The 20,589-nt window shown below is 66.7% G+C and carries 24 protein-coding genes; 15 read left to right on the top strand and 9 right to left on the bottom strand.

The features are described 5' to 3' along the window. Nucleotides 1-82 precede the first annotated feature (82 nt). Complete coding sequence (locus AB6724_RS06925) at nt 83-535, top strand: bacteriohemerythrin (protein ID WP_369337775.1); 453 nt, start codon at nt 83-85, stop codon at nt 533-535. A gap of 96 nt (nt 536-631) precedes the next feature. Then, complete coding sequence (locus AB6724_RS06920; protein ID WP_369337774.1) at nt 632-1,579, top strand: MBL fold metallo-hydrolase; 948 nt, start codon at nt 632-634, stop codon at nt 1,577-1,579. A gap of 61 nt (nt 1,580-1,640) precedes the next feature. Here AB6724_RS06920 and AB6724_RS06915 read toward each other — a convergent pair whose 3' ends face one another. Continuing rightward, entirely contained in the window at nt 1,641-2,432 is a 792-nt protein-coding gene (locus tag AB6724_RS06915; RefSeq protein WP_369337773.1) for a siderophore-interacting protein, read from the bottom strand. A 75-nt stretch (nt 2,433-2,507) separates the two neighbouring features. Between AB6724_RS06915 and AB6724_RS06910 the strand changes: the two genes are divergently transcribed. Continuing rightward, nucleotides 2,508-2,954 (top strand): MarR family winged helix-turn-helix transcriptional regulator, encoded by a 447-nt coding sequence (locus tag AB6724_RS06910; protein WP_369337772.1) that lies wholly within the window; start codon nt 2,508-2,510, stop codon nt 2,952-2,954. Nucleotides 2,955-3,015: 61 nt separating this feature from the next. On the opposite strand, the gene AB6724_RS06905 is transcribed toward AB6724_RS06910, so the two are convergent. Next, nucleotides 3,016-4,995, bottom strand: coding sequence for a lytic transglycosylase domain-containing protein (locus tag AB6724_RS06905; RefSeq protein WP_369337771.1), 1,980 nt, complete (start codon nt 4,993-4,995; stop codon nt 3,016-3,018). Between the two features lie 15 nt (nt 4,996-5,010). On the opposite strand from AB6724_RS06905, the gene AB6724_RS06900 reads away from it, so the two are divergent. Next, the gene (locus AB6724_RS06900; protein ID WP_369337770.1) at nt 5,011-5,601 is read left to right on the top strand and encodes a 5-formyltetrahydrofolate cyclo-ligase; all 591 of its coding nucleotides are present in this window, start codon (nt 5,011-5,013) and stop codon (nt 5,599-5,601) included. Nucleotides 5,602-5,710: 109 nt separating this feature from the next. Here AB6724_RS06900 and queC read toward each other — a convergent pair whose 3' ends face one another. Then, nucleotides 5,711-6,457: a 7-cyano-7-deazaguanine synthase QueC gene (queC, locus tag AB6724_RS06895; RefSeq protein ID WP_369337769.1), complete on the bottom strand. Its 747-nt coding sequence runs from the start codon at nt 6,455-6,457 to the stop codon at nt 5,711-5,713. A 107-nt stretch (nt 6,458-6,564) separates the two neighbouring features. Between queC and AB6724_RS06890 the strand changes: the two genes are divergently transcribed. From AB6724_RS06890 to AB6724_RS06880, 3 genes are all read left to right on the top strand, one after another. Then, on the top strand, nt 6,565-7,248 hold the full coding sequence (locus tag AB6724_RS06890; protein ID WP_369337768.1) for a glutathione S-transferase family protein: 684 nt from the start codon (nt 6,565-6,567) through the stop codon (nt 7,246-7,248). A gap of 36 nt (nt 7,249-7,284) precedes the next feature. Next, entirely contained in the window at nt 7,285-8,529 is a 1,245-nt protein-coding gene (locus AB6724_RS06885; RefSeq protein WP_369337925.1) for a multifunctional CCA addition/repair protein, read from the top strand. A 72-nt stretch (nt 8,530-8,601) separates the two neighbouring features. Continuing rightward, nucleotides 8,602-9,030, top strand: a complete 429-nt coding sequence (locus AB6724_RS06880; RefSeq protein WP_369337767.1) for a DUF4124 domain-containing protein — start codon at nt 8,602-8,604, stop codon at nt 9,028-9,030. A 6-nt stretch (nt 9,031-9,036) separates the two neighbouring features. On the opposite strand, the gene trxC is transcribed toward AB6724_RS06880, so the two are convergent. Beyond that, the gene (gene trxC / locus AB6724_RS06875) at nt 9,037-9,471 is read right to left on the bottom strand and encodes a thioredoxin TrxC (RefSeq protein ID WP_369337766.1); all 435 of its coding nucleotides are present in this window, start codon (nt 9,469-9,471) and stop codon (nt 9,037-9,039) included. Nucleotides 9,472-9,595: 124 nt separating this feature from the next. Beyond that, on the bottom strand, nt 9,596-9,796 hold the full coding sequence (locus tag AB6724_RS06870; protein ID WP_369337765.1) for a DUF2905 domain-containing protein: 201 nt from the start codon (nt 9,794-9,796) through the stop codon (nt 9,596-9,598). Nucleotides 9,797-9,999: 203 nt separating this feature from the next. Between AB6724_RS06870 and AB6724_RS06865 the strand changes: the two genes are divergently transcribed. After that, entirely contained in the window at nt 10,000-10,992 is a 993-nt protein-coding gene (locus AB6724_RS06865; RefSeq protein ID WP_369337764.1) for a Bug family tripartite tricarboxylate transporter substrate binding protein, read from the top strand. Nucleotides 10,993-11,010: 18 nt separating this feature from the next. On the opposite strand, the gene AB6724_RS06860 is transcribed toward AB6724_RS06865, so the two are convergent. After that, a complete protein-coding gene (locus tag AB6724_RS06860; protein WP_369337763.1) occupies nt 11,011-12,126 on the bottom strand; it encodes a class I SAM-dependent methyltransferase in 1,116 nt (371 codons plus the stop codon). A gap of 9 nt (nt 12,127-12,135) precedes the next feature. On the opposite strand from AB6724_RS06860, the gene AB6724_RS06855 reads away from it, so the two are divergent. From AB6724_RS06855 to AB6724_RS06825, 7 genes are all read left to right on the top strand, one after another. After that, on the top strand, nt 12,136-12,921 hold the full coding sequence (locus tag AB6724_RS06855) for an SDR family oxidoreductase (RefSeq protein ID WP_369337762.1): 786 nt from the start codon (nt 12,136-12,138) through the stop codon (nt 12,919-12,921). Between the two features lie 31 nt (nt 12,922-12,952). Next, the gene (locus tag AB6724_RS06850; protein ID WP_369337761.1) at nt 12,953-13,324 is read left to right on the top strand and encodes a dihydroneopterin aldolase; all 372 of its coding nucleotides are present in this window, start codon (nt 12,953-12,955) and stop codon (nt 13,322-13,324) included. Further along, on the top strand, nt 13,318-14,307 hold the full coding sequence (gene ttcA, locus AB6724_RS06845; protein WP_369337760.1) for a tRNA 2-thiocytidine(32) synthetase TtcA: 990 nt from the start codon (nt 13,318-13,320) through the stop codon (nt 14,305-14,307). Before AB6724_RS06850 ends, ttcA begins: the two co-directional genes overlap by 7 nt. A gap of 84 nt (nt 14,308-14,391) precedes the next feature. Next, complete coding sequence (locus AB6724_RS06840) at nt 14,392-15,081, top strand: DUF4136 domain-containing protein (RefSeq protein WP_369337759.1); 690 nt, start codon at nt 14,392-14,394, stop codon at nt 15,079-15,081. Between the two features lie 143 nt (nt 15,082-15,224). Further along, nucleotides 15,225-15,701: a YjjA family protein gene (locus AB6724_RS06835; RefSeq protein WP_369337758.1), complete on the top strand. Its 477-nt coding sequence runs from the start codon at nt 15,225-15,227 to the stop codon at nt 15,699-15,701. A gap of 428 nt (nt 15,702-16,129) precedes the next feature. Next, nucleotides 16,130-16,771, top strand: coding sequence for a histidine phosphatase family protein (locus tag AB6724_RS06830; protein WP_369337924.1), 642 nt, complete (start codon nt 16,130-16,132; stop codon nt 16,769-16,771). Further along, nucleotides 16,755-17,927, top strand: a complete 1,173-nt coding sequence (locus AB6724_RS06825) for a DSD1 family PLP-dependent enzyme (RefSeq protein WP_369337757.1) — start codon at nt 16,755-16,757, stop codon at nt 17,925-17,927. Before AB6724_RS06830 ends, AB6724_RS06825 begins: the two co-directional genes overlap by 17 nt. Before the next feature lie 128 nt (nt 17,928-18,055). Here AB6724_RS06825 and AB6724_RS06820 read toward each other — a convergent pair whose 3' ends face one another. The 3 genes from AB6724_RS06820 to AB6724_RS06810 form a co-directional block, all read right to left on the bottom strand. Beyond that, nucleotides 18,056-18,556, bottom strand: a complete 501-nt coding sequence (locus AB6724_RS06820) for a YbhB/YbcL family Raf kinase inhibitor-like protein (RefSeq protein ID WP_369337756.1) — start codon at nt 18,554-18,556, stop codon at nt 18,056-18,058. A gap of 64 nt (nt 18,557-18,620) precedes the next feature. Next, on the bottom strand, nt 18,621-19,367 hold the full coding sequence (locus AB6724_RS06815; RefSeq protein WP_369337755.1) for a phosphoribosyltransferase: 747 nt from the start codon (nt 19,365-19,367) through the stop codon (nt 18,621-18,623). Then, nucleotides 19,364-20,587: a M20 aminoacylase family protein gene (locus tag AB6724_RS06810; protein WP_369337754.1), complete on the bottom strand. Its 1,224-nt coding sequence runs from the start codon at nt 20,585-20,587 to the stop codon at nt 19,364-19,366. Before AB6724_RS06810 ends, AB6724_RS06815 begins: the two co-directional genes overlap by 4 nt. Between the last annotated feature and the right edge of the window lie 2 nt (nt 20,588-20,589).

Raw genomic sequence — 20,589 nt, 5'->3', positions numbered from 1 at the left:
CGACCTTGGCCACCTGGCTTGCATAATGCAGGCCAGGAAACAAGCTGCGCCCGGCGCGCATCACTCGCACGAGAAAACCGATATGAGCCATACCGCCACGCTGACCTGGGGAGACGATTTGCTGATGGGCCATGGGCCCATGGACGAGATCCACGAGGAATTCGTCGGGCTGATAGGCCGGCTGCAGAGCGCGCACGACGAGCAGTTGCCCGAGCTGCTGCAGGCCATGGAAACCCATCTGCAGCATCACTTCGGCGAAGAGGACCAATGGATGCTGGGCACGGCCTTCCCGCCCCGGGACTGCCATATCGACGAACATGCGGCCGTGCTCAAGTCCGTGGGCGAGGTGCGGGTCCAGCTCGCGCAGGGCAATGTGGCCATCTGCCGCGACCTGATTCGCGCCCTGGCCGAATGGTTTCCCGGCCATGCCACCCATCTGGACTCCGCCCTCGCGCACTGGCTGTCCAAGCAGCGCTTCGGCGGCAAGCCCGTGGTCATCCGGCGCAACATCCAGTCCTCGGCGCCGCTGTCCTGAGCCGGCGGCGCTGCGCCCCAACTCCGCCCGCGGCACGGCAGGACTTCTCTGCTAGTCTTGTGTCAAACAACACAGCAGAGCCGCGAGACAAGTCCGATGAATCTTCCCTCCTTGCCGCCCGGCATGACCGTGCTCGAGCGCGGCTGGCTTTCCGCCAACAACATCGTGTTTGCAGCCCTGGCCGGCGATGAACCGGGCGCGGCCGTGGTGGACACGGGCTATGTGGTTCATGCGGCGCAGACCCTGGCCCTGATCGAAAGCGCTTTGCAGGGCCAGCCGCTGACGCGCATTCTCAACACCCATCTGCACAGCGACCATTGCGGCGGCAACGCCGCGCTGCAGGCCGCCCATCCCCGGGTGCAGACCTTCATCGCCCCCGGCCAGGCCGAGGAAGTACGCCGCTGGGACGAAAGCGCTCTGAGTTATGCGCCCACGGGCCAGGACTGCCCGCGCTTTGCGATCAACGGCCTGCTGCAGCCGGGCACGCTGGTGCGGCTTGCGGGACGGAACTGGGAGATTCATGGCGCCCCCGGGCATGACCCGCATTCCATCATCCTGTTCGAGCCGCACAGCCGCACCCTGATTTCGGCCGACGCGCTCTGGGAAAACGGCTTTGGCGTGGTCTTCCCCGAGATCGAAGGCATCACCGCCTTCGATGAGGTCAGCGCCACGCTGGATGTGATCGAAGGCCTGAAGCCCGAGCTGGTGGTGCCCGGCCACGGCAGCGTGTTCGCCGACGTTTCCTCCGCTCTGGCCGTGGCGCGCAGGCGGCTCGACGGCTTTGTGCAGTCCCCGGCACGCCATGCGAGCTATGCGGCCAAGGTGCTGCTCAAGTACAAACTGCTGGAGTGGCAGCAGATCGGCCTGGCCGAGCTTGCGGTCTGGATACGGCAAACCCCGTATTTCGGCATGCTGCACCGGCGCTACTTTGCCGGTCAAAGCGCCGAACAATGGCTGCAGGACCTGGTGCAGAGCCTGGTGGCCAGCGGCGCCGCCCGGCTCCAGAGCGATCCCGGGCAGAGCCCGCTGCTGCTCAATTGTTGACTCTCGTTTTCATAGCTTCTCGCGCTTGACTGCCAAGGACTTCAGCCGATTCCGGCCCATATCAGGCGTCGGTGGCGAGCTCCGCATGGTGGGCGGCCTCGCCCTGCTTCCAATAGGAGGCGACGCGCATGCGCCTGGGGTTGGCACCGGGCCTGGCCAGCAGCCGCTGGCGCAGGTCGGCTATGGCACGGTGCTCGCCCGCGGCCCAGACAAAACCATCGCCCGGCGGAATCTCCAGCCCATCGACTGCGGCCGCGAGTGAATCCACCCACTGCAGGTCCAGCTCCGCGGCGCTGCTCCAGGCACGCCGGTCGGCGCGGTTGCCGAGCTGCACGCGCACGATGGCGCGGCTGCCTGCGGGCAACTCGGCCAGGCGGCGCTCTATTGCGGGCATGGCGGTCTCGTCGCCCAGCAGCAGATGCCAGTCCAGAGCCGCGGGAATCAACAGACTGCCGCGCGGCCCGGCCAGGCCCAGCCACTGACCCAGGGGCGCGCTCTGCGCCCATTCCACGGCCGGCCCCGAACCATGGAGCGCAAAGTCCAGGCACAGCGTGCTGGCCGCCGCGTCATAGGCCAGCGGGGTGTAGTCGCGCATGGTGGGGCGCTCGCCGTCGATATGCGGGCGGCCGTCGATCAGCTGCGGCAGATTGGGCTTGGTCAGCCCTTCCTGGGGCAGGATGAGCTTGGTATGGTCGTCAAAACCCGCGCTCACAAAGCCCTGCAGTTCGGGCCCGCCCAGCGTCAGGCGCACAAAACCGGGGCTGATCCGCTCGCGCGCCAGCAATTGCACATGGCGGGCGCGGAAAACATGGCGCACACGCTGCATGATGGGAGTCGTTTCTGTGGTGGACATGATTCTCAAGAAGTTGATAAAGTCCACCAAATATCCATTAATAAGTTGACTTTGTCAACCATAACTCTTCCCGCCATGAACTCCCCCATCTCCATCGAAGTGTTCGAGGTACTGCACGATCTGCTGCACCTGTTTCGCGCGCGCCTGCGCAAGTCCATGGAGGCGATTCATCCGGAGCTGACTTTCAACGAGGTGCGCATCCTCATGCACACGGGCCGCCATCCGGGCCTGACGCAAAAGGAGCTGGTAGAGCACAGCCATACCGACAAGGCCCAGATGGCGCGTACCCTGGCCCAGCTGCAGGACAAAGGCTGGCTGGAACGCTCGGCCAGCGCCTCCGACAAGCGCGTGCGCTGCCTGCAGCTGAGCGCACAGGGCCAGGCGCTCTACGCCCGCCTGCGCCGGCTGCGCGAAGCGCTGGCGGCCGAGCTGCTGCAGGACTGCCCGCAGCCGCTGCAGGCCCAGTTGCTGGCCCTGCTGGAGCAGGCGCGCGACAGCGCCAGGCGGCAAGACCACGCATAAAAAAAGCGCTCCGCCCATACGGGGAGAGCGCTTCACAGCTTCACCAAGGAGGCAGGCCCGCCTATGGCAGATCCTTCATGGTCTCGGGATCGCTGGCCGGGCGCGGGCCGATGGTGCCGAGGCGGCTCTTGAGCGACTGGGGCTGGCCCGTGATCAGCGCCGCGTAGTTGGTGGTGTTGGCGAGCACCTTCTTCACATAGTCGCGGGTTTCGCTGAAGGGCACGTTCTCGGCCCAGATGGCGGCATCCAGCGTGGGGCCATTGCGCCAGTTGCGCGGACGGCCGGGGCCGGCGTTGTAGCCGGCCGCGGCCAGGGCCATGGAGCCTTCGAAATCGTCAAGCGCCAGCTTCAGGTAGGAGGTGCCGATGGTGATATTGGTGTCGCGGTCGTTGAGCATGCCGGGCGTGAAGTCCGTCATGCCTATCTTCTTGGCCGTCCAGCGCGCCGTGGCCGGCATCACCTGCATCAGGCCCGAAGCGCCCACGCCGGAGCGCGCATCCATGATGAAGCGGCTTTCCTGGCGGATCAGGCCGTAGACATAGGCCGGGTCCAGTCCGATATTGCTCGACTTGGCCAGCACGGTGTCGCGGTAAGGCATGGGAAAGCGCTGGCTCCAGTCGGCAAAGGTCTTGATGCGCTCGCTGGTGTTGATGCAGCGGTCCCAGGCCTGGCGCTCGCAGGCCAGGTCGGCAGCCGCATACAGCTCGCGGTCGCCCATGCCGCCCGGCTGGTGCAGATTGGTGCTGTAGTTCCATTCGCGCACGCCTTCGCTGCGCAGCCCGATCTGGATCGCATACAGGCTGCGCGCCAGGCCGGGGTTGGCACGCGCCGCGGCCTTTTCCTGTGCCGTCAACGGCACGGGAGCGGGCGGCGTGGTCACGCGCTGGCCGATTTCCTCCAGCGCCAGCTGCTCGTAGAAGCTGCCGCTGCCCGCCGTGTCTTCCAGCAGCTGCCTGGCCTCGGCCTTGTCTTCCGCACTGGGCCGGCCCGCCAACATGGCCTTGGCCTTCCAGTAGCTCCAGGTCGGGTCGGTGCGTTCGGGGCCCATGGCGTCGATGGCGCGGCGCACGCTCTTCCAGTCGCCGGCGCGCATGGCGGCGCGGGCCTTCCAGCCCAGCAGGTCGTCGCTGAGATCCTCGTTGCGGCGCACCTTGGCAAAGTAGCCGTTGGCATCGGGCGACAGCTTGAAAGCCGACTGCTTGCCGATCACGCCCCAGGCCCAGTTGCGCTCTTCGCCGCTGAGCTGGGCGCCCCAGCCGCCCTCCATCTGCGTGGCTGCGGCATCGGGGTCGCTGGCGGCCATGCGGATCAAGGCCAGCAGTGCCAGCTCCTTGCGCTCGCGCCCGCGCGACTTGCTCTGCCCGGCCAGGTATTTGACGGGCGAGGCAAACACCTGGGCCACCTGGTCGGCCGCCTCGGGGGCCACAATGGCCACGGCATCGCGCGCGGCCTTCTGGCGATTGTTCTCGGCCGCCACGCGGGCCCGGCGCCAGACATCGGCGTCGGTGATCAGCTTTTGCGCATACATCTGTCCCGCAGCCGCGGTGCAGCCATCGTCGGCATCTTTTTGCGCCAGCCACAGATCGCGCACCTGCTGGCCCATGCCGGGCGTGCTGCGGCCCTGCAGGCTGTCGGCCAGCAGGGCGTAGCAGGTCACGGACCTGTCGTCGCGCATGCGGAACTTGGCATAGACCTGGCCGAAGGTCGCCCAGTCGCGCTGCTTGCCCAGGATCAGCAGCCAGTCGTTGCGCAGACGGTCTTCCTGGTAAGTGCCCGCATAGCGGCTCAGAAAGGACTGGATCTCGTCGGCCGCGGCCGTTTCCAGGCGGTTCTTGAGTTCCCAGTAAGCGGCCCAAGCTTCCAGGGGGTGGCCGCTGGCCTGGGGCAGCATCTGCGTGAGCGCGGACTGGTCGCGCTTGCGGAATGCTTTTTGCATCTCCAGCAAGACGGCGTCACCCGAAATTTGCGCCTGCGCCAGCGGAGCGGCTACAGTCAAAAAAGAGGCCGCCCAAAGCGGTGTCAAAATCTTCAGCCAGTGCATGGAGGAAATTATCCGATGGACAAAGCAGCCTTACGCCGCAAGTTGATTGACCAGCGCCTCAACCTTCCAGACCGCCTGCTGCGCGCCGATGCGCTGCAGCAGGTGATGCGCTTTTGGCTGGTGGAGCGCCCCGACACCGTGATTGGCGCCTATTGGCCCATCAAGGGAGAGTTCGACCCACTGCCGGCTCTGCATCGCTGGAAAGAGGATGGCGAGCTACAGGGTACTCCACAACGGCGCAAAATTGGCCTGCCGGTCATCGACAAACAGCGCAAGACACTCAGTTTTCACGCCTGGCATCCCGGCTGCCCCATGGAAGAGGACGCTTTCGGCATACCCAAGCCCAAGGACACCGAGTTGCTGACCCCCACGCTGCTGTTTGTCCCCTGCGTGGGCTACGGCGCGGGCGGCTACCGTCTCGGCTACGGCGGCGGCTTCTACGACCGCACGCTCGCGCAGATCAATCCCAGGCCGTTCACCGTGGGCCTGGGCTATGCCGAGGGCTTTGTCGACGACTTCGAGCCCGAGAACCACGACCAGCCGCTGGACGCCATCCTCAATGACAACGGCGAGGTCTGGCCCGTGGCCGGGCTCTCCCTGAGATAGGCCGGCCCGGCTTTTTTAATAGCAGTCAGCGCATGCTGCTCATGGAATTTGAAGCCAAACAGCCAAAATTTCAATTGCAGTCGGCGCTAGAAGCTATCAAATCTGCATCTCAGGCCGCACGCTGCGCCTGCCACTGGGTCCAGCCGCTGGCGCGCAGCTCGCAGGCGGGACAGTTGCCGCAGCCATAGCCCCAGGCGTGCAGCACGTCGCGCGTGCCCTGGTAGCAGGTATGGGTCTCGGTGCGGATCAGCTCCACCAGTGCGTCGCCACCCAGATCATGGGCCAGCTGCCAGGTCTGGGCCTTGTCCAGCCACATCAGCGGCGTATCGATGCGCAGGCGCCGCTCCAGCCCCAGGTTCAGCGCCAGCTGCTGCGCCTTCATGGTGTCGTCGCGGCAGTCGGGGTAGCCCGAATAGTCGGTTTCGCAGACCCCGGTGACGATCACGCTCAGGCCGCGGCGGTAGGCCAGCGCTCCCGCCAGCGTGAGAAACAGCAGATTGCGCCCCGGCACAAAGGTGTTGGGCAGGCCGTCGGCCTGCATGGCAAACGCTACGTCATCGGTCAGGGAGGAGCCGCCGATCTGCTTGAGCACATCCAGCGAGAGCACATGGTCCTCGCCCAGGCGCGGCGCCCACTGGGGAAAGCACTCGGCGATCGCCCGGCGCACATCGAGACGCACCTGCATCTCCACGCTGTGGCGCTGGCCGTAATCGAAACCCAGGGTCTCCACGCGCTCGAACATGGACAGGGCCTGGGCCAGACAGGTGGTGGAATCCTGGCCGCCGGAAAACAGCACCAGCGCGGCCTTGTGCTGCCCGGCGCCGGCCCTGAACGCGGAAAAAGAGGTATTTGCCATACCGCCAATTACATCATCGCCGCCGCAATCCCTTCATGCCAAGGCAGAATGCAAGTTGTAACCGCACGGCCGGTCAAGCCGCGCCGATACCGATACCGGGGAACCTCATGCTCAAGCTCTACATCGGCAACAAGAACTACTCGTCCTGGTCCATGCGCCCCTGGGTGCTGATGCGCCAGAGCGGCATAGACTTCGAAGAGGTCATGCTGCGCTTCGACAGCTTCGCGCCCGACTCCAGCTTCAAGCAAAGCGTTCTCGCACTCTCGCCCACCGGCAAGGTACCGCTGCTGGTCGATGGGGACCTGGTGATCTGGGACAGCCTGGCGATCAGCGAATATCTGGCCGAACGCCATCGCGACAAGCAGCTCTGGCCCCTGCCCGCGGCCCAGCGCGCCCGCGCGCGCAGCCTGGTCGCGGAAATGCATAGCGGCTTCAACGCCCTGCGCCGCCTGTGCCCCATGAATATCGAGGCCCGCCTGCCCGAGGTGGGCGCCCGGCTCTGGGCCGAGAACGCCGATCTGCGCGCCGATGTCCAGCGGCTGGAAGCGCTGTGGGAGCCCCTGCTGGCCAGTTCCGGCGGCCCCATGCTGTTTGGCCAGTTCGGCATCGCCGATGCGTTTTTTGCGCCGGTCTGCATGCGCCTCAACAGCTATGGCCTGCCCGTCTCGCCGGCGGCGCAGGCCTATGTGCAAAGCATCAGCCGGCTGCCCGCGACCCAGGCCTGGGTGCAGGCAGCGCTGGCCGAGCAAGACTTCCTGCCCTTCGAAGAGCCCTATCGCCAGCAGCGCTGAGCGCCGGCCAGGCACTACCATTGCTGCATGAGCGAAATCAAGGTCTACAAGGTAGGTGGAGCGGTACGAGACCAGTTGCTGGGCCTACCCGTCAACGATACGGACTGGGTGGTGGTGGGCGCCACGCCCGAGCAGATGACGGCGCGCGGCTTCGTGCCCGTGGGGCGGGACTTCCCGGTATTCCTGCACCCCACCACTCATGAGGAATACGCGCTGGCGCGCACCGAGCGCAAGCAGGGCATGGGCTACCGCGGCTTTGTGGTGCACACGGCCGCCGATGTCACGCTGGAAGAGGACCTGGCCCGGCGCGACCTCACCATCAACGCCATCGCCGGCCCCGCCGACTGGAGCCAGGCCGGCGAGCTGATCGATCCTTTCAACGGCCAGCAGGACCTCAGGGACAGGGTGCTGCGCCATGTGACCGATGCCTTCCGCGAAGACCCGGTGCGCATCTTGCGCCTGGCACGGTTTGCGGCCCGCTTCACCGACTTCATGGTGGCCCCGGAAACCATGGAGCTCATGCGGGAGATGGTGGCGGCCGGCGAGGTCGATGCGCTGGTGCCCGAGCGCGTCTGGCAGGAAATCAGCCGCGGCCTGATGGAGGCGCAGCCTTCGCGCATGTTCGGCATCTTGCGCGAGTGCGGCGCGCTGGCCGTGCTCCTGCCCGAGCTGGACCGGCTCTGGGGCGTGCCCCAGCGCGCCGAATACCATCCCGAGGTCGACACCGGCGTGCACGCCATGCTGGTGCTGGACATGTCGGCCCGGCTGCGGACGCCGCTGGCCGTGCGCTTTGCCTGTCTGTGCCACGACCTTGGCAAGGGCACGACTCCTGCCGATATGCTGCCGCGGCATATAGGCCACGAGCAGCGCAGCGCGCGCCTGTTGCTGCAGCTCTGCGAGCGCTGGCGCGTGCCCAATGACTGCAAGGAACTGGCCGAAGTCGTGGCGCGCGAGCACGGCAACATCCATCGCAGCGGCGAGCTCAACCCCGCGGCCCTGCTGCGCCTGCTGGAGCGCTGTGACGCCGTGCGCAAGCCCCAGCGCTTCGAGGAGGCGCTGCAGGCCTGCGAATGCGATGCGCGCGGGCGCCTGGGCTTTGAAGAGTCGGCCTACCCGCAGCGCCAGCGGCTGGCGGGAGCGCTGCAGGCGGCTTTGGCCGTGGAGACCGCGCCCGTGGCCCAGGCTGCGGCGCAGCGCGGCCTCAAGGGCAAGGCCATAGGCGATGCCGTGAGCAAGGCGCGCGAACAGGCGATTGCAGACTGGCTGACACACGCCGGCTGAAACGCGCTTGGCCGCGACAGGGCTGGCCGGCATACTGGTCCCATGCACAAAAACTACCTTGGAGGGGTGCTCATGAGCTGCACGGTGCTGAGCGCGCCGCTGACGGCCATGAGCCAGCAGGTCTACCGTTGCGAGGCCAATGGCCAGGTCAGCTATTCGCACGAACCCTGCCTGGGCGCCAAGGCCATAGACACCACGCCTACGCAAGGCATGGACAGGATGACGGGCCAATCCCAAAAAGGGGCCGATGTGCGGAAAGCAGAGCATGACCGCATGTTTGCCGAAGCGCTCAAACCGCTGACGGGCAAAACACCCGAGGAATTCGAAGTCGCCAAGCGGCGCATCAATCATTCGCCGCTTGAAAAACTGAGCTGCTCCCAGCTTGACGGAGCTCTGCCGCGGCTCGCCCAGGATGCGGCTCACGCAGTGCCTGAGGCTAAGAACAGCGCAGAAGCCAGGCTTTACAAGGCTCGCAAGGCCTTTCGCGATCTGCGCTGCTGAGCAGCGCTAGATCACCGACTGCACCCAGCGCACGATGTCGCCGGGCGGCAAGGCGCCCGAGATGCGCGCCAGCTCCTTGCCCTCCTTGAACACCACCATGGTCGGAATGCTGCGTATGCCAAACGGCGCAGCGGCCTGTGGATAAGCCTCGGTATCGAGCTTGGCCAGCTGCGCCTGGCCGGCCAGGGTCTGCGCGGCCTGGGCAAAGCCCGGGGCCATCATGCGGCAGGGGCCGCACCAGGGCGCCCAGAAGTCCACCACCACGGGCAGCTGGCTGCGGCCCGTGTGCCTGGCAAAGCTGTCGCCATCCAGAGCCACGGGCTCGCCCGTCACCAGCGGCCGGTGGCAGTTACCACAGTCCGGGCTGTTGCCCAGCTGGTCCCTGGCAATGCGGTTGGTAGTGTGGCAATGGGGGCAGACATAGTGCAGGGATTCGGACATGGGCAACCTTTCTGTAGCGTGGCCAGGCACCGGCACAAGGGCGCAGACCGGGTTCAAGCCGGTATTTGCTGCCAATCCCTGCAGATTCAAGTCGCCGGGCATGCGCCGGCGCGCGCAGCCAGGCTCAGAGCTTCACGAAGCGCGCCACCAGGGCCGCGAGCAGGCTCAGCACCACGGTGCTGGCCACGGGCAGAAAGAATTCCCGGCCGAACAGGCGAAAGCGGAAATCGCCGGGCAGGCGCCCCAGGCCTATGCGCTCCAGCCAGGCATGCAGGCCGTTGATGAGCAGCAAGGCCAGAAAAATGACGATCAACCAGCGAATCATGAGGCCGCAAGTATAGGCGCCGCACTGTCTCGGTGTCTGGGCCTGGGGCGAAGCCGGCCGCCATTCCGTTTGGGAATGAGGTGCTTCCCAAAGATTGATTGACCTCAATTGCAGCCCCTGCCCATGATGTCCAAAGCCTTGCTCCCTGCAGGCCCGGGCCCGCCACCCTGCTTGGCAGGCCCTGAACAACAACGAGACATACCGTGCCCCAGACCTTCTCACGCCAACAGTTTCTCCGGGCCGCCGCGCTGCTCGGCGCCGCCCTCGCCCTGCCGGCCCTCGCCGCGGCCGATACCTTTCCCAGCCGCCCGCTCAAGCTGCTCGTGCCTTTCTCGCCCGGCGGCAATACCGATGTGGTGGCCCGCCTGGTCGGCCAGGGGCTGGCCGAGGCCCTGGGCCAGCCGGTGGTGGTGGAGAACGTGCCTGGAGCCAACGGCGCGATCGGCGCCAGCCGCGTCGCGGCCGCCGCCAATGATGGCTATACGCTGCTGTTCGGCACGGCGGGCACGCAGGCCATCAACCCCAGCCTGTACCGGAATCTCAGTGCCAAAAGCCTGGACGACTTCGAGTACATCGCGCTGGTGACCTCGATCCCCAACGTGCTGGTGGTCAACGAGGCGAAGACACCGGTCAAATCGGTGGCCGAACTGCTGAGCTACGCCCGCGAGCGCCGCTCCGGCATGAGCTATGGCTCACCGGGCATGGGCTCGACCGTGCACCTGTCGGGCGAGCTGCTGAAAAGTGCGACCAAGCTGGACCTGGTCCATGCACCCTACAAGGGCAGCGCTCCGGCCCTGAGCGACCTGATAGGCGGCCAGATCGACTTCATCTTCGAGAACATCACGCCCGCGCTGCCCTTCATCCAGAGCGGCAAGCTCAAGGCGCTGGCCGTGACCTCCGCCGAGCGCCTGCCGCAGCTGCCCCAGGTGCCGACCATGAAGGAAAGCGGCTTCCCCACCTTCGTCACCGCCACCTGGAACGGCGTGCTGGCGCCCAAGGGGACGCCGCGCGCCGTGGTCCAGCGGCTGGAGGCGGCCACGCTCAAGGTGGCCAGCAGCCCCGAGTTCAAGGCCAAGGTCTCGTCCCTGGGCGGCGAGCCCCGCCTGCTAGGCTCGGCCGCGTTCCGCGACTTCACGCGCACCGAGTTCAAGCACTGGGCCGGCATCATCCAGGCCGCGGGACTGGAAAAGCAGTAGCCGCCCAAAGCGCAAGCGCTATAGCCGGTGGGTGCGGTCGCCCTGCACAAAGCCCAGCGGCGTCCAGGGCTCCGCGCCCTTGGACAGGGCGATGACCTTGAACAGCTCGCCCATCTCATGCTCCATCACCAGCTTGGAGGCCATGGAGCGCGCCTTGAGGCCTGCCGCATCCATCTTGGGGCCGAGCCCGCAGTTGATGAGAAAGTACGCCTGATTGGTATAGCCCAGCACCTCGAAGCCCGCGTCCTGCGCGGCCACGGCCGTGCCCGTGAAATTGACGTGGGCCGTGATGTCCTTGAGGCCGACCTGCACCAGCGGATCGCTGTCCACCTGGTGCTGGTAGTGGCAGACCAAGGTGCCCATATGGCGCTGCACATGGTAGTACTCGCTCTCGCCAAAGCCGTAGTCGATGAAAAAAGCGGCACCCCGGGTCAGGCGCTCGCCCAAGGTGTGGATAAAGGCCTCGCCCTGGCGATGGATCTCGGTCAGAAAATCGTGCGGGCCGTCGATTTCCACGGGCGGGCGCAGCTCGGTGGGCCGGTCTTCCCAGGTGAACTCGTCGCCCTTGAGCGACACGCCACGCTCGAACCATCGACCCTGGGTGCGCTGCAGCAGCTGCACGGGCATGGCGTCCAGCACCTCGTTGCCTATGATCACGCCCTCCATGGTCTCGGGCAGGGCATCGACCCAGCGCAGCAGATGCTCGTACTTGGCCAGCGCCAGCTTCTGGCGCGCGCGCAGCGTGCCCGAGAGATCGACGATGGTGTAGCGCTCGGGCAAAGCCCCCTGCGCGGCCAGCTCGTCGAGGATCTGCAGCGCCAGCGCGCCCGTGCCGGCACCGAATTCCCAGATCTCGCGGGTATCCGTTTTTTGTAGCGCTTCACGCAGCTGTGCCGCCACCAGCTGGCCGAAAATCGGGGAAATTTCGGGCGCCGTCACAAAGTCGCTGCCCGACTCGGGCATGGCGCCGAACTTGGCCGTTTCGTTGGCGTAATAGCCCAGGCCCGGCACATAGAGCGCCAGCTCCATGAAACGGTCGAAGGGCAGCCAGCCGCCCGCGGCGGCAATCTCCTTGGCAATGCGCGATTGCAAGGCGCTCGTTAAAATTGAGGGTTCTGTTGTCACAACCCGCATTTTCCACGAATGTCCTCACCCGCCCGACCACGCACAGTATTGGTGACCGGTTCCGCCCGTCGCCTGGGACGCGACATGGCCCTGGCTCTGGCCCGTGCGGGCTGGCAGGTCGCCGTGCATTACCGCGACTCGCACGAAGAAGCCCTGCAGACCGTAGCGGCCTGCGCGCAGCTGTCCGGCGACAGTGCGGCTTTCGATGCGGATTTCTTTGACGAGGAGTCGGTGCGCGCCCTGGTGCCGCGCGTGATCGCGCACTTTGGCCACGTCGACGCCGTGGTCAACAACGCCTCGCTGTTCGAGCACGACGATGTGCAGAGCTTCAGCTATGTGGCGCTGGAAGCCCATCTGCGCAGCAACACCGGCGCGCCCATTCTGCTGGCCCAGGCCTTGCACGCCCACCTCAACGAGCGGGCCGCGGCCGGCGAGGAACTAGCCCATGGCGCCGTGGTCAATGTGCTGGACCAGAAGCTCTGGAACCAGAACCCCGATTTTCTGAGCTACACCCTGTCCAAGGCGGCGCTGGAAGCGGCCAACACCGTGCTGGCCCTGGCGCTGGCGCCGCGCGTGCGCGTGGTCGGCGTGGCCCCGGGCCTCACGCTGACCAGCCATATGCTGAGCCAGGAGCGCTTCGAGCAGCTGCATGCCATGAGCCCGCTGGGCCGCTCCTCGAGCTCCGAGGACGTTGCTGCCGCCGTGTGCTTCGCGCTGGAGAACCGGGCGATGACGGGCACCACCCTGCTGGTCGATGGCGGCCAGCACTTACAGCGCTTCGAGCGCGATTTTTCGATGATGTGAATGCCTGCCGCGCATCACAGACCTGCAAGCCATGACTTCCACTTCCGGACAACAGATACTCACGCTCACCGGGCTGCGCTTTGATGCCAGCCTGGGCATTCTGGCGCATGAGAAACAAGAGCCCCAGCCGATTCAGGTCGATGCCGAACTCAATCTCGGCCCCCAGCCGCTGGCGCCACGCGATGACGACATCCTCCACGTGCTGGACTACCGCAAGGTGCGCCAGATCATCATCGACGAATGCAAATCCGAGCATGTGAACCTGCTCGAAAGCCTGATCGGCAAGCTGGCCCAGCGCCTGCTGCAGCTGCCCGGCGTGCGCGGCGTGCGCGTGAAGATTGCAAAACTGGAAATTTTTGAAGACTGCGAAGTCGCCATTCGCATCGAAACCGGACAATGGTGAACCCCATGAATGCTGTAAACGACAACCCCTGGATTGCCGAAGAGGCCGAAGCCCTGGACGCGGCCGAAACCGCTGCTACGCCCGAGGGCGAAACCAAGCCCAGCAAGATCAAGATCGAGCGCGAGCAGATCAAGCTTGAAAAGCGCCTGTGCCGTGAAGTGGGCAAGGCCATTCTCGACTACAACATGATCGAGGAAGGCGACAAGATCATGGTCTGCATGTCGGGCGGCAAGGACAGCTACACGCTGCTGGACATTCTGCGCAAGCTGCAAAAGCGCGCGCCCGTGAAGTTCGACATCGTGGCCGTGAACCTGGACCAGAAGCAGCCGGGCTTCCCCGAGCACATCCTGCCCGAGTACTTCCAGTCCATAGGCGTGGACTACCACATCGAGAACCAGGACACCTACAGCGTCGTCAAGCGCGTCGTGCCCGAGGGCAAGACCACCTGCGGCCTGTGCTCGCGCCTGCGCCGCGCGATCCTGTACAAGGTGGCCGACCAGTTGGGCTGCACCAAGGTGGCGCTGGGCCACCACCGCGACGACATCGTGCAGACCATGATGCTCAATATGTTCTACGGCGGCCGCATGAAGGGCATGCCGCCCAAGCTGGTCAGCGACGACGGCAAGCATGTGGTGATCCGCCCCCTGTGCTACGTGCCCGAAAAGGACACGACGCGCTGGGCCCAGTACCAGAACTTCCCCATCATCCCCTGCAACCTCTGCGGCAGCCAGGACGGCCTGCAGCGCGTGGCCATTGGCGAGATGCTGCGCGAATGGGAAAAGAAGTTCCCCGGCCGCATCGAGAGCATGTTCCGCGCCATGGGCAATATCGTGACCACGCACATGATGGATCCGCAGCTGCACGACTTCAAGAACGCCAAGGCCACGGGCATTGCCGATCCCAACGGCGACATGGCGTTTGACCATGAGGAGCTGCCAACCACTGCCAGCCTGCCCGGCGTGCAGGTGATACAACTGTCCTGAAGACGGGCGTTGAACCAAACCCGGACCTGCCGGTCCAAGCAAAGGCCCATCTCCATGGGCCTTTGTCGTATAGAAAGCATCACCATGAACCTGCGCAACACCCGAATTCGCTGGATTGGCGCCATGGCCCTGGCCGCAGCCGCCCTGCTGAGCGGCTGCAGCACGGTGCGCGAAGTCAACAGCACGGTACAAAGCTATTCCTCGCTGAGCGCCATGCCCGTGCCGCCGGTCTACCGGCTGGAAACCCTGCCCTCGCAGCAGGGCCAGATGAGCTTCCCCGCCGTCGAGGCCCAGGCCCAGCAGGCGCTGGCCCGCGTGGGCCTGACGCGCGACGATGCGCACGCCAGCCTGGTGGTGCAGATCGGCGCCGTGGCCCGCTATGCGCGCGACTATGCGAGCTGGCCCTATTACGACCCCTGGGGCCCGCGCTGGGGCTGGGGCATGGGCTACGGCCGCGGCTGGGGTTGGGGCTTTGGCGGCAGCATGATGATGGACGGCCCGCCGCTGGAGTACTACCGCTCCGTGAGCCTGGTGATGCGCGATCTCAAGACCCAGCAGATCGTCTACGAGACCTCGGCCCAGCGCCAGGATGTCTGGACCGATGACCCGGCCATCTTCGGCATTCTGTTCGATGCGGCGCTGACCGGCTTCCCGCGCCCGCCGCAGGGCGCGCGCACTGTGCGCACCGTGATCCAGCCGCCCCAGAGCGCCGCATCGAACAGCGCGCCCGCAGCGCCTGCCGCAGCCCCGGCTCCCGCCAACCCTGCGCGCTGAGCGGGCGGGCCGCGCGATGTTTGCAATCTTCCACACTTGCCTGCGCATGGCCGAGGTCGGCGCGTGCTAACGTGCAGACCTCTAGGATATGCGGCCAGTCGCCCGCTGCAGGCGCCGCCGCTCACCACGGAAAGGAATACAGCATGAAGCGATTTGCCCTCTCTGCGCTGGTCTGCGCCACCCTGGCCGCCAGCGCCCTCAGCGTCCAGGCCAACGGCCTGGGCGATGCCTTGCGCGGTCAGCTGGGCGGCGGCTCGGAAAGCGGCTCCGGCGCCTCGGGTCTGGGCGGCATGCTGGGCGGCGGCTCGGGCGCGGCCTCGGCGCTGGGCCTGGGCGGGCTCGCGGGCTCGGGCACGGCCAGCAATGCGGCCGGCGTCATCACCTACTGCATGAAGAACAACTACCTGAACGCCGACAAAGCCGCCCAGGTCAAGAACCAGCTGCTGGGCAAGCTGGGCCTGGGCCAGAAGGAAGAGCCCAAGGACCAGGGCTATAAGGACGGCCTGATGGGCATGGTCAAGGGCAGCAATGGCCAGAGCTTCAGCCTCGACAAGGTCAAGAGCAATCTCAAGGAAAAAGCCTGCGACTTCGTGCTAGACAACGCCAAGTCGCTGATCTAAGAGCGTGTTCACGACCTCTACGCCGCCGCGTTGGAGCGCAATCGGGATGAGTTCGAAGTGATGGATCGCAGCTTGCGCCGGGGTGCAAGCAAGAGCCAGCGCGAAGAAATCGCCCGATTTCGCTCCAACCCTTCGGGACAGTGGCTTTGCGGGCGGTCTGCGGCGTTGCAAATCCTCGCAATAGCGTTGCTATTGCTGCGGTGTTGCGCCTTGCATCCCATCCCGCAAAGCCGCTGTCGCGGCGCGAGGAAATCATGAACACGCTCTAAGCTCGGCGCGCTCCGCACCAAGCCGATGCACCGCGCGGGCATCGGCTTTTTTGCGCCCGCCGGCGTCCCCGGGAGAAGCAGCGCCGCCGCCCGAGGGTTGCTTATTGCACGACAATGGACTGGTTCGCATACCAGAGCCACAGAGTCAGCACCACCGCCATGCATGTCACGCGCATCATCGCCATCCGCCACGGAGAAACCACCTGGAACGTGGACGGCCGCATCCAGGGCCATCTGGACGTTCCGCTCAACAACACCGGCCTGTGGCAGGCCGAGCAGGCGGCCCGGGCCCTGGTCCACGAGCCCATTGCAGCCATCTACAGCAGCGATCTGCAGCGCGCCTATGCCACGGCCCAGGCCCTGGCCCGCACGGCCCAGGCCGAGCTGCATGCCGAGCCCGAGCTGCGCGAGCGCTGTTTCGGCCAGTTCCAGGGCCATACCTTCAAGGAGGTCGAGCTCAGCCACCCCGAGGCCGCCCAGCGCTGGCGCACGCGCGATCCCGAATACGTGCTGCCCGGCGGCGGCGAATCGCTGGCCATGCTGCGCGCGCGCATAGCGCGCGCCGTGGACCGCATCGCCAGCCGCCACGAGGGCCAGCAGATCGTGCTCGTGGCCCACGGCGGCGTGATGGACACCCTGTATCGCCTGGCCACCCGCCAGGACCTGCAGGCGCCGCGCACCTGGGAGCTGACGAATGCGGCCATCAACCGCCTGCTGTGGACGCCCGAGGGCCTGTCTCTGGTAGGCTGGGCCGATACCGCACATCTTTCCCCGGACAGCCGCGATGAAATCCATTCCTGAGTCCCTGCGGGCCCTGGTCGGCCAGGCCGTACGGCGCATCGACACCCCGGCCCTGGTCATAGACCTCGATGCCATGGAGCGCAATATCGAGCGCATGGCCCGCTTTGCCCAGCAGCACGGCGTGCTGTGGCGCCCGCATGCCAAGCTGCACAAGAGCGCCCATATCGCGCTGCTGCTGGAGCAGGCCGGCGCCTGCGGCCACTGCGTGCAGAAGGTCGCCGAGGCCGAGGCCCTGGCCGAGGGCGGGGTGAACAATCTCTTCATCAGCAACGAGATCGTCTCGCCCGCCAAGCTCGAGCGCGTGGCCCGGCTGGCCAAGACCCTGGATGGGCGCGGCGGCCGCCTGGCGCTTGCCGTCGACAGCACAGAAGGCGTAGCGCGCCTGGCCCAGGCCATGCAGGATGCGCAGGCCGGCCATGGCGCCATCGACGTGCTGGTGGAGATCAACGTGGGCCAGAACCGCTGCGGCGTGGAGCCCGGCACGGCCGCGGTGGAGCTGGCACGCGCCATCCGGGCCCAGCCCCGGCTGCACTTTGCGGGCCTGCAGGCCTATCACGGCGGCGCCCAGCATCTACGCCGGGCCAGCGAGCGCCGCGAGGCCATCGCCCAGGTGCTCAAGCTCGTCAACCGCACGCGCCATGAATTCGACGCCGCGGGCATCGCCCTACCGCTGATCACGGGCGCCGGCACCGGCACCATGGTAAACGAGGCCGCGAGCGGCGTGTACGGCGAGATCCAGCCCGGCTCCTTTCTGTTCATGGACGCCGACTACGCGACCAACGAGCACGACCCGGCCCAGCCGGTGTTCGAGCATGCGCTCTACGTCAAGACCCAGGTCATCTCGGTAGGCCAGGGCCGCGCCGTCTGCGACGCGGGCCACAAGGCCCATGCCATAGATTCGGGCCTGCCCAGGCTGCATGCGCTGCCGCCCGAGCAGGCGCTGCGCTTCGAGAACGGCGGCGACGAGCATGGCGTGCTGCACCCGGCCAACACCAGCGGCTGGTTGCCCGCGCTCGGCGAGACGCTGTGGCTGATTCCCGGCCACTGCGACCCCACGGTCAATCTGCACGACCATCTGATCGGCGTGCGCGGCGGGCGGCTCAAGGGCGTGGTCGAGCGCATCTTCACCGTGGACGGCCGCGGCGCGCTCACCTGAGCCATTGCGGCATCGATAGCGCCCTCAAAAACAGAGCGCCTTGCGCCTGCCAGATATTGGTTTCAGCCTTCAATCAGGCTGAGATCCATTGCTGACAGGCGCAAGGCGCTTCTTTTTCAGGAGTCCGATCAGGCCGGGCGTCCGTAGGTCGAGGTGAACGTGGCCTTGGCGAGGCTGTTGGCATTGATCATGAAGCCGCAGATGGCCGCCGTGGCATCGTCGGGAATGTCCAGGCGCGCCACCGACAGCGCATGCACGGTGAAGACATAGCGGTGCGGCTTGTCGCCGGGCGGCGGGCACATGCCGCCCCAGGCGAAGGCGCCGTAGTCGTTGCGCATCTGGCGCGCGCCGGCCGGCAGCGTGCTGCTGCCCTTGGCGCCGGCATTGGCCTTGAGCTCCGAGGTGGCGGCCGGCAGGTCCACCACGATCCAGTGCCACCAGCCGCTGCCCGTGGGCGCATCGGGGTCGAACACGGTCACGGCCAGGCTCTGGGTGCCGGCGGGTGCGCCGCTCCACTGCAGCACGGGCGACTCGTTGCGGCCGCCGCAGCCGAACACATCGGCCTCGAAATGCGCGGGCACGCTGCCGCCGGCGGGGATGTCGGGACTGGTGAGGGTGAAGTTACTCATGCTTGTCTGGCTCCTTTGCAATCCCGCAAGTATGAGGCCAGCCCCGGCCCGGTCCAAGCAAGCCCTAGGCCGCATCCTCCGGCCACCAGCCATCGGTGCGGCGAACCATGCGCGGGCAGTCGTAGGCGCCGACCACGGGAATGCAGGAGCCGTCGGCGCGGCGCAGCTTCTCCTGCCATTGCGTGCCCTGGCGCATGGCCACGGCAATCGCGGCCACCTCGGCGCCGCAGCGCTCCAGCAGCTTCAGACCCGAGACCATGGTGGTTCCCGAGCTCACGGCATCGTCGACCACCAGCACGCGCTTGCCGGCGATCAGCGCCAGCTGGTTGGGGTCCACATACAGCAGCTTGCCCTTGCCCGGCGTGGTGATGGAGCTCACGGGCTCGGACAGCTCCTCGCGGTACCAGTATTTGCGCGAGTAGCCCAGGGGCACGAAGCGGCCGTGGCCCAGGGCCTTGGCCACCAGAGGCGCAAAAGCCAGGCCCAGCGTGGGCAGGCCCACGATCACCTCGAACTGGTGTGCGCGCGCCCCCTCGGCCATATGCAGCGCCAGCTGTTCCACCACGGCCAGGGAGGCCTGGTTGGCGATCAGCGAGGCCACGCAGCGATCGGGCGCGGCGCCCGAGGCCGTGGGCATGCCGCGCAGCGGCAGCACCAGATAGCGGCCGTCGGGCAGGCGCGCGGGATAGCTGCGCGCATAAGGCGGCAGCGGCGACTGGGCGAGCTCGGCCGCGGAGACTATGGACTGCCAGTAATCGGTGGTGGCGTCAAAACCCGGCAGATTCTGGCCGGAGAGATCTGTGGTGTTCATGCGGGATCGCGGCTCAGATAGGCTTCGGCCAGCTTCACCCAGTACGAAGCCGTCACGGGCAGCAGGCCGTCGTTGAAGTCATAGCCGGGGTTGTGCACCATGCAGCCGCCCTCGCCCATGCCGTTGCCCACGATGAAGTAGTTGCCGGGCACCTCGCCCAGCATGATGGCGAAGTCGTCGCTGGCCTGCAGCGGCTGCAGGTCGGGGATCAGCCACTGCTCGCCGAGGAAATCGCGCGCCACGCCCACGGCAAAATCCGTGGCCGCCACGTCATTCATGACGGGCGGATAGCGCCATTTGTAGTCCACCTCGGCCGTGGCGCGGTGCACCGCGGCCTGGGCCTGGGCCATGGCCGTGATGCGCTCACGCAGCAGGGCCCGCACCTCGGGGCAGCGCGCGCGTATGGTCACGCGCAGCTCGCAGGTTTCGGGAATCACATTGGGCGCATCGCCCGCATGGATGGCGCCCACGGTGACCACGGCCATGTCGTTGGGGTCGACCTCGCGCGAGCATATGGTCTGCAGCGCCAGCACCAGGTGCGAGGCCACGACGATGGGGTCCACGGCCGCATGCGGCATGGCGCCATGGCCGCCCTTGCCGCGGATGGTGATGAGGGCCGTGTCCGAGCTCGAATACATCACGCCCGAGCGGAAGCCGAAATGCCCGGCCGGGTAGCCGGGCTCGTTGTGAAACGCGTAGAGCGCATCGCAGGGAAACAGCTGGAACAGGCCCTGGTCCACCATCTTCTTGGCGCCGCCATGGCCTTCCTCGGCCGGCTGGAAGATCAGATGCAGCGTGCCGTTGAGCGCGCTCCGGCGCTGCGCCAGCACCCGGGCCGCGGCCAGCAAGGTGGCCGTATGGCCGTCGTGGCCGCAGGCATGCATCTTGCCATCGTGGCGGCTCGCATAGGGCAGGCCCGTGGTTTCGCGTATCGGCAGCGCATCCATGTCGGCGCGCAGGCCCAGCCTCTTGCCGCTCTGGTGGTCGCCGCAGCGCAGCGTGCCCACCACGCCGGTATCGCCCAGGCCCCGGTGCACCTCGTAACCCCAGGCGGCCAGCCTCTCGGCCACGATGTCGCCGGTGCGGTGTTCCTCATAGGCCAGCTCGGGATGGGCGTGCAGGTCGCGGCGCAGCGCCTGCATCTCCTGGGCCACGGCCGCCACCTCGGGCAGCACGGGCGCATGGATTTCGGCGTGAGCCGGATTCAGCGGGGCGGCCACGG

The organism is Comamonas guangdongensis, assembly GCF_041079535.1.
In the GTDB taxonomy this organism is placed as follows: Bacteria; Pseudomonadota; Gammaproteobacteria; order Burkholderiales; family Burkholderiaceae_C; genus Comamonas; species Comamonas guangdongensis.
The sequence above is the reverse complement of the archived record's forward strand: the minus strand, read 5'-3'. Positions and strand labels throughout refer to the sequence as shown.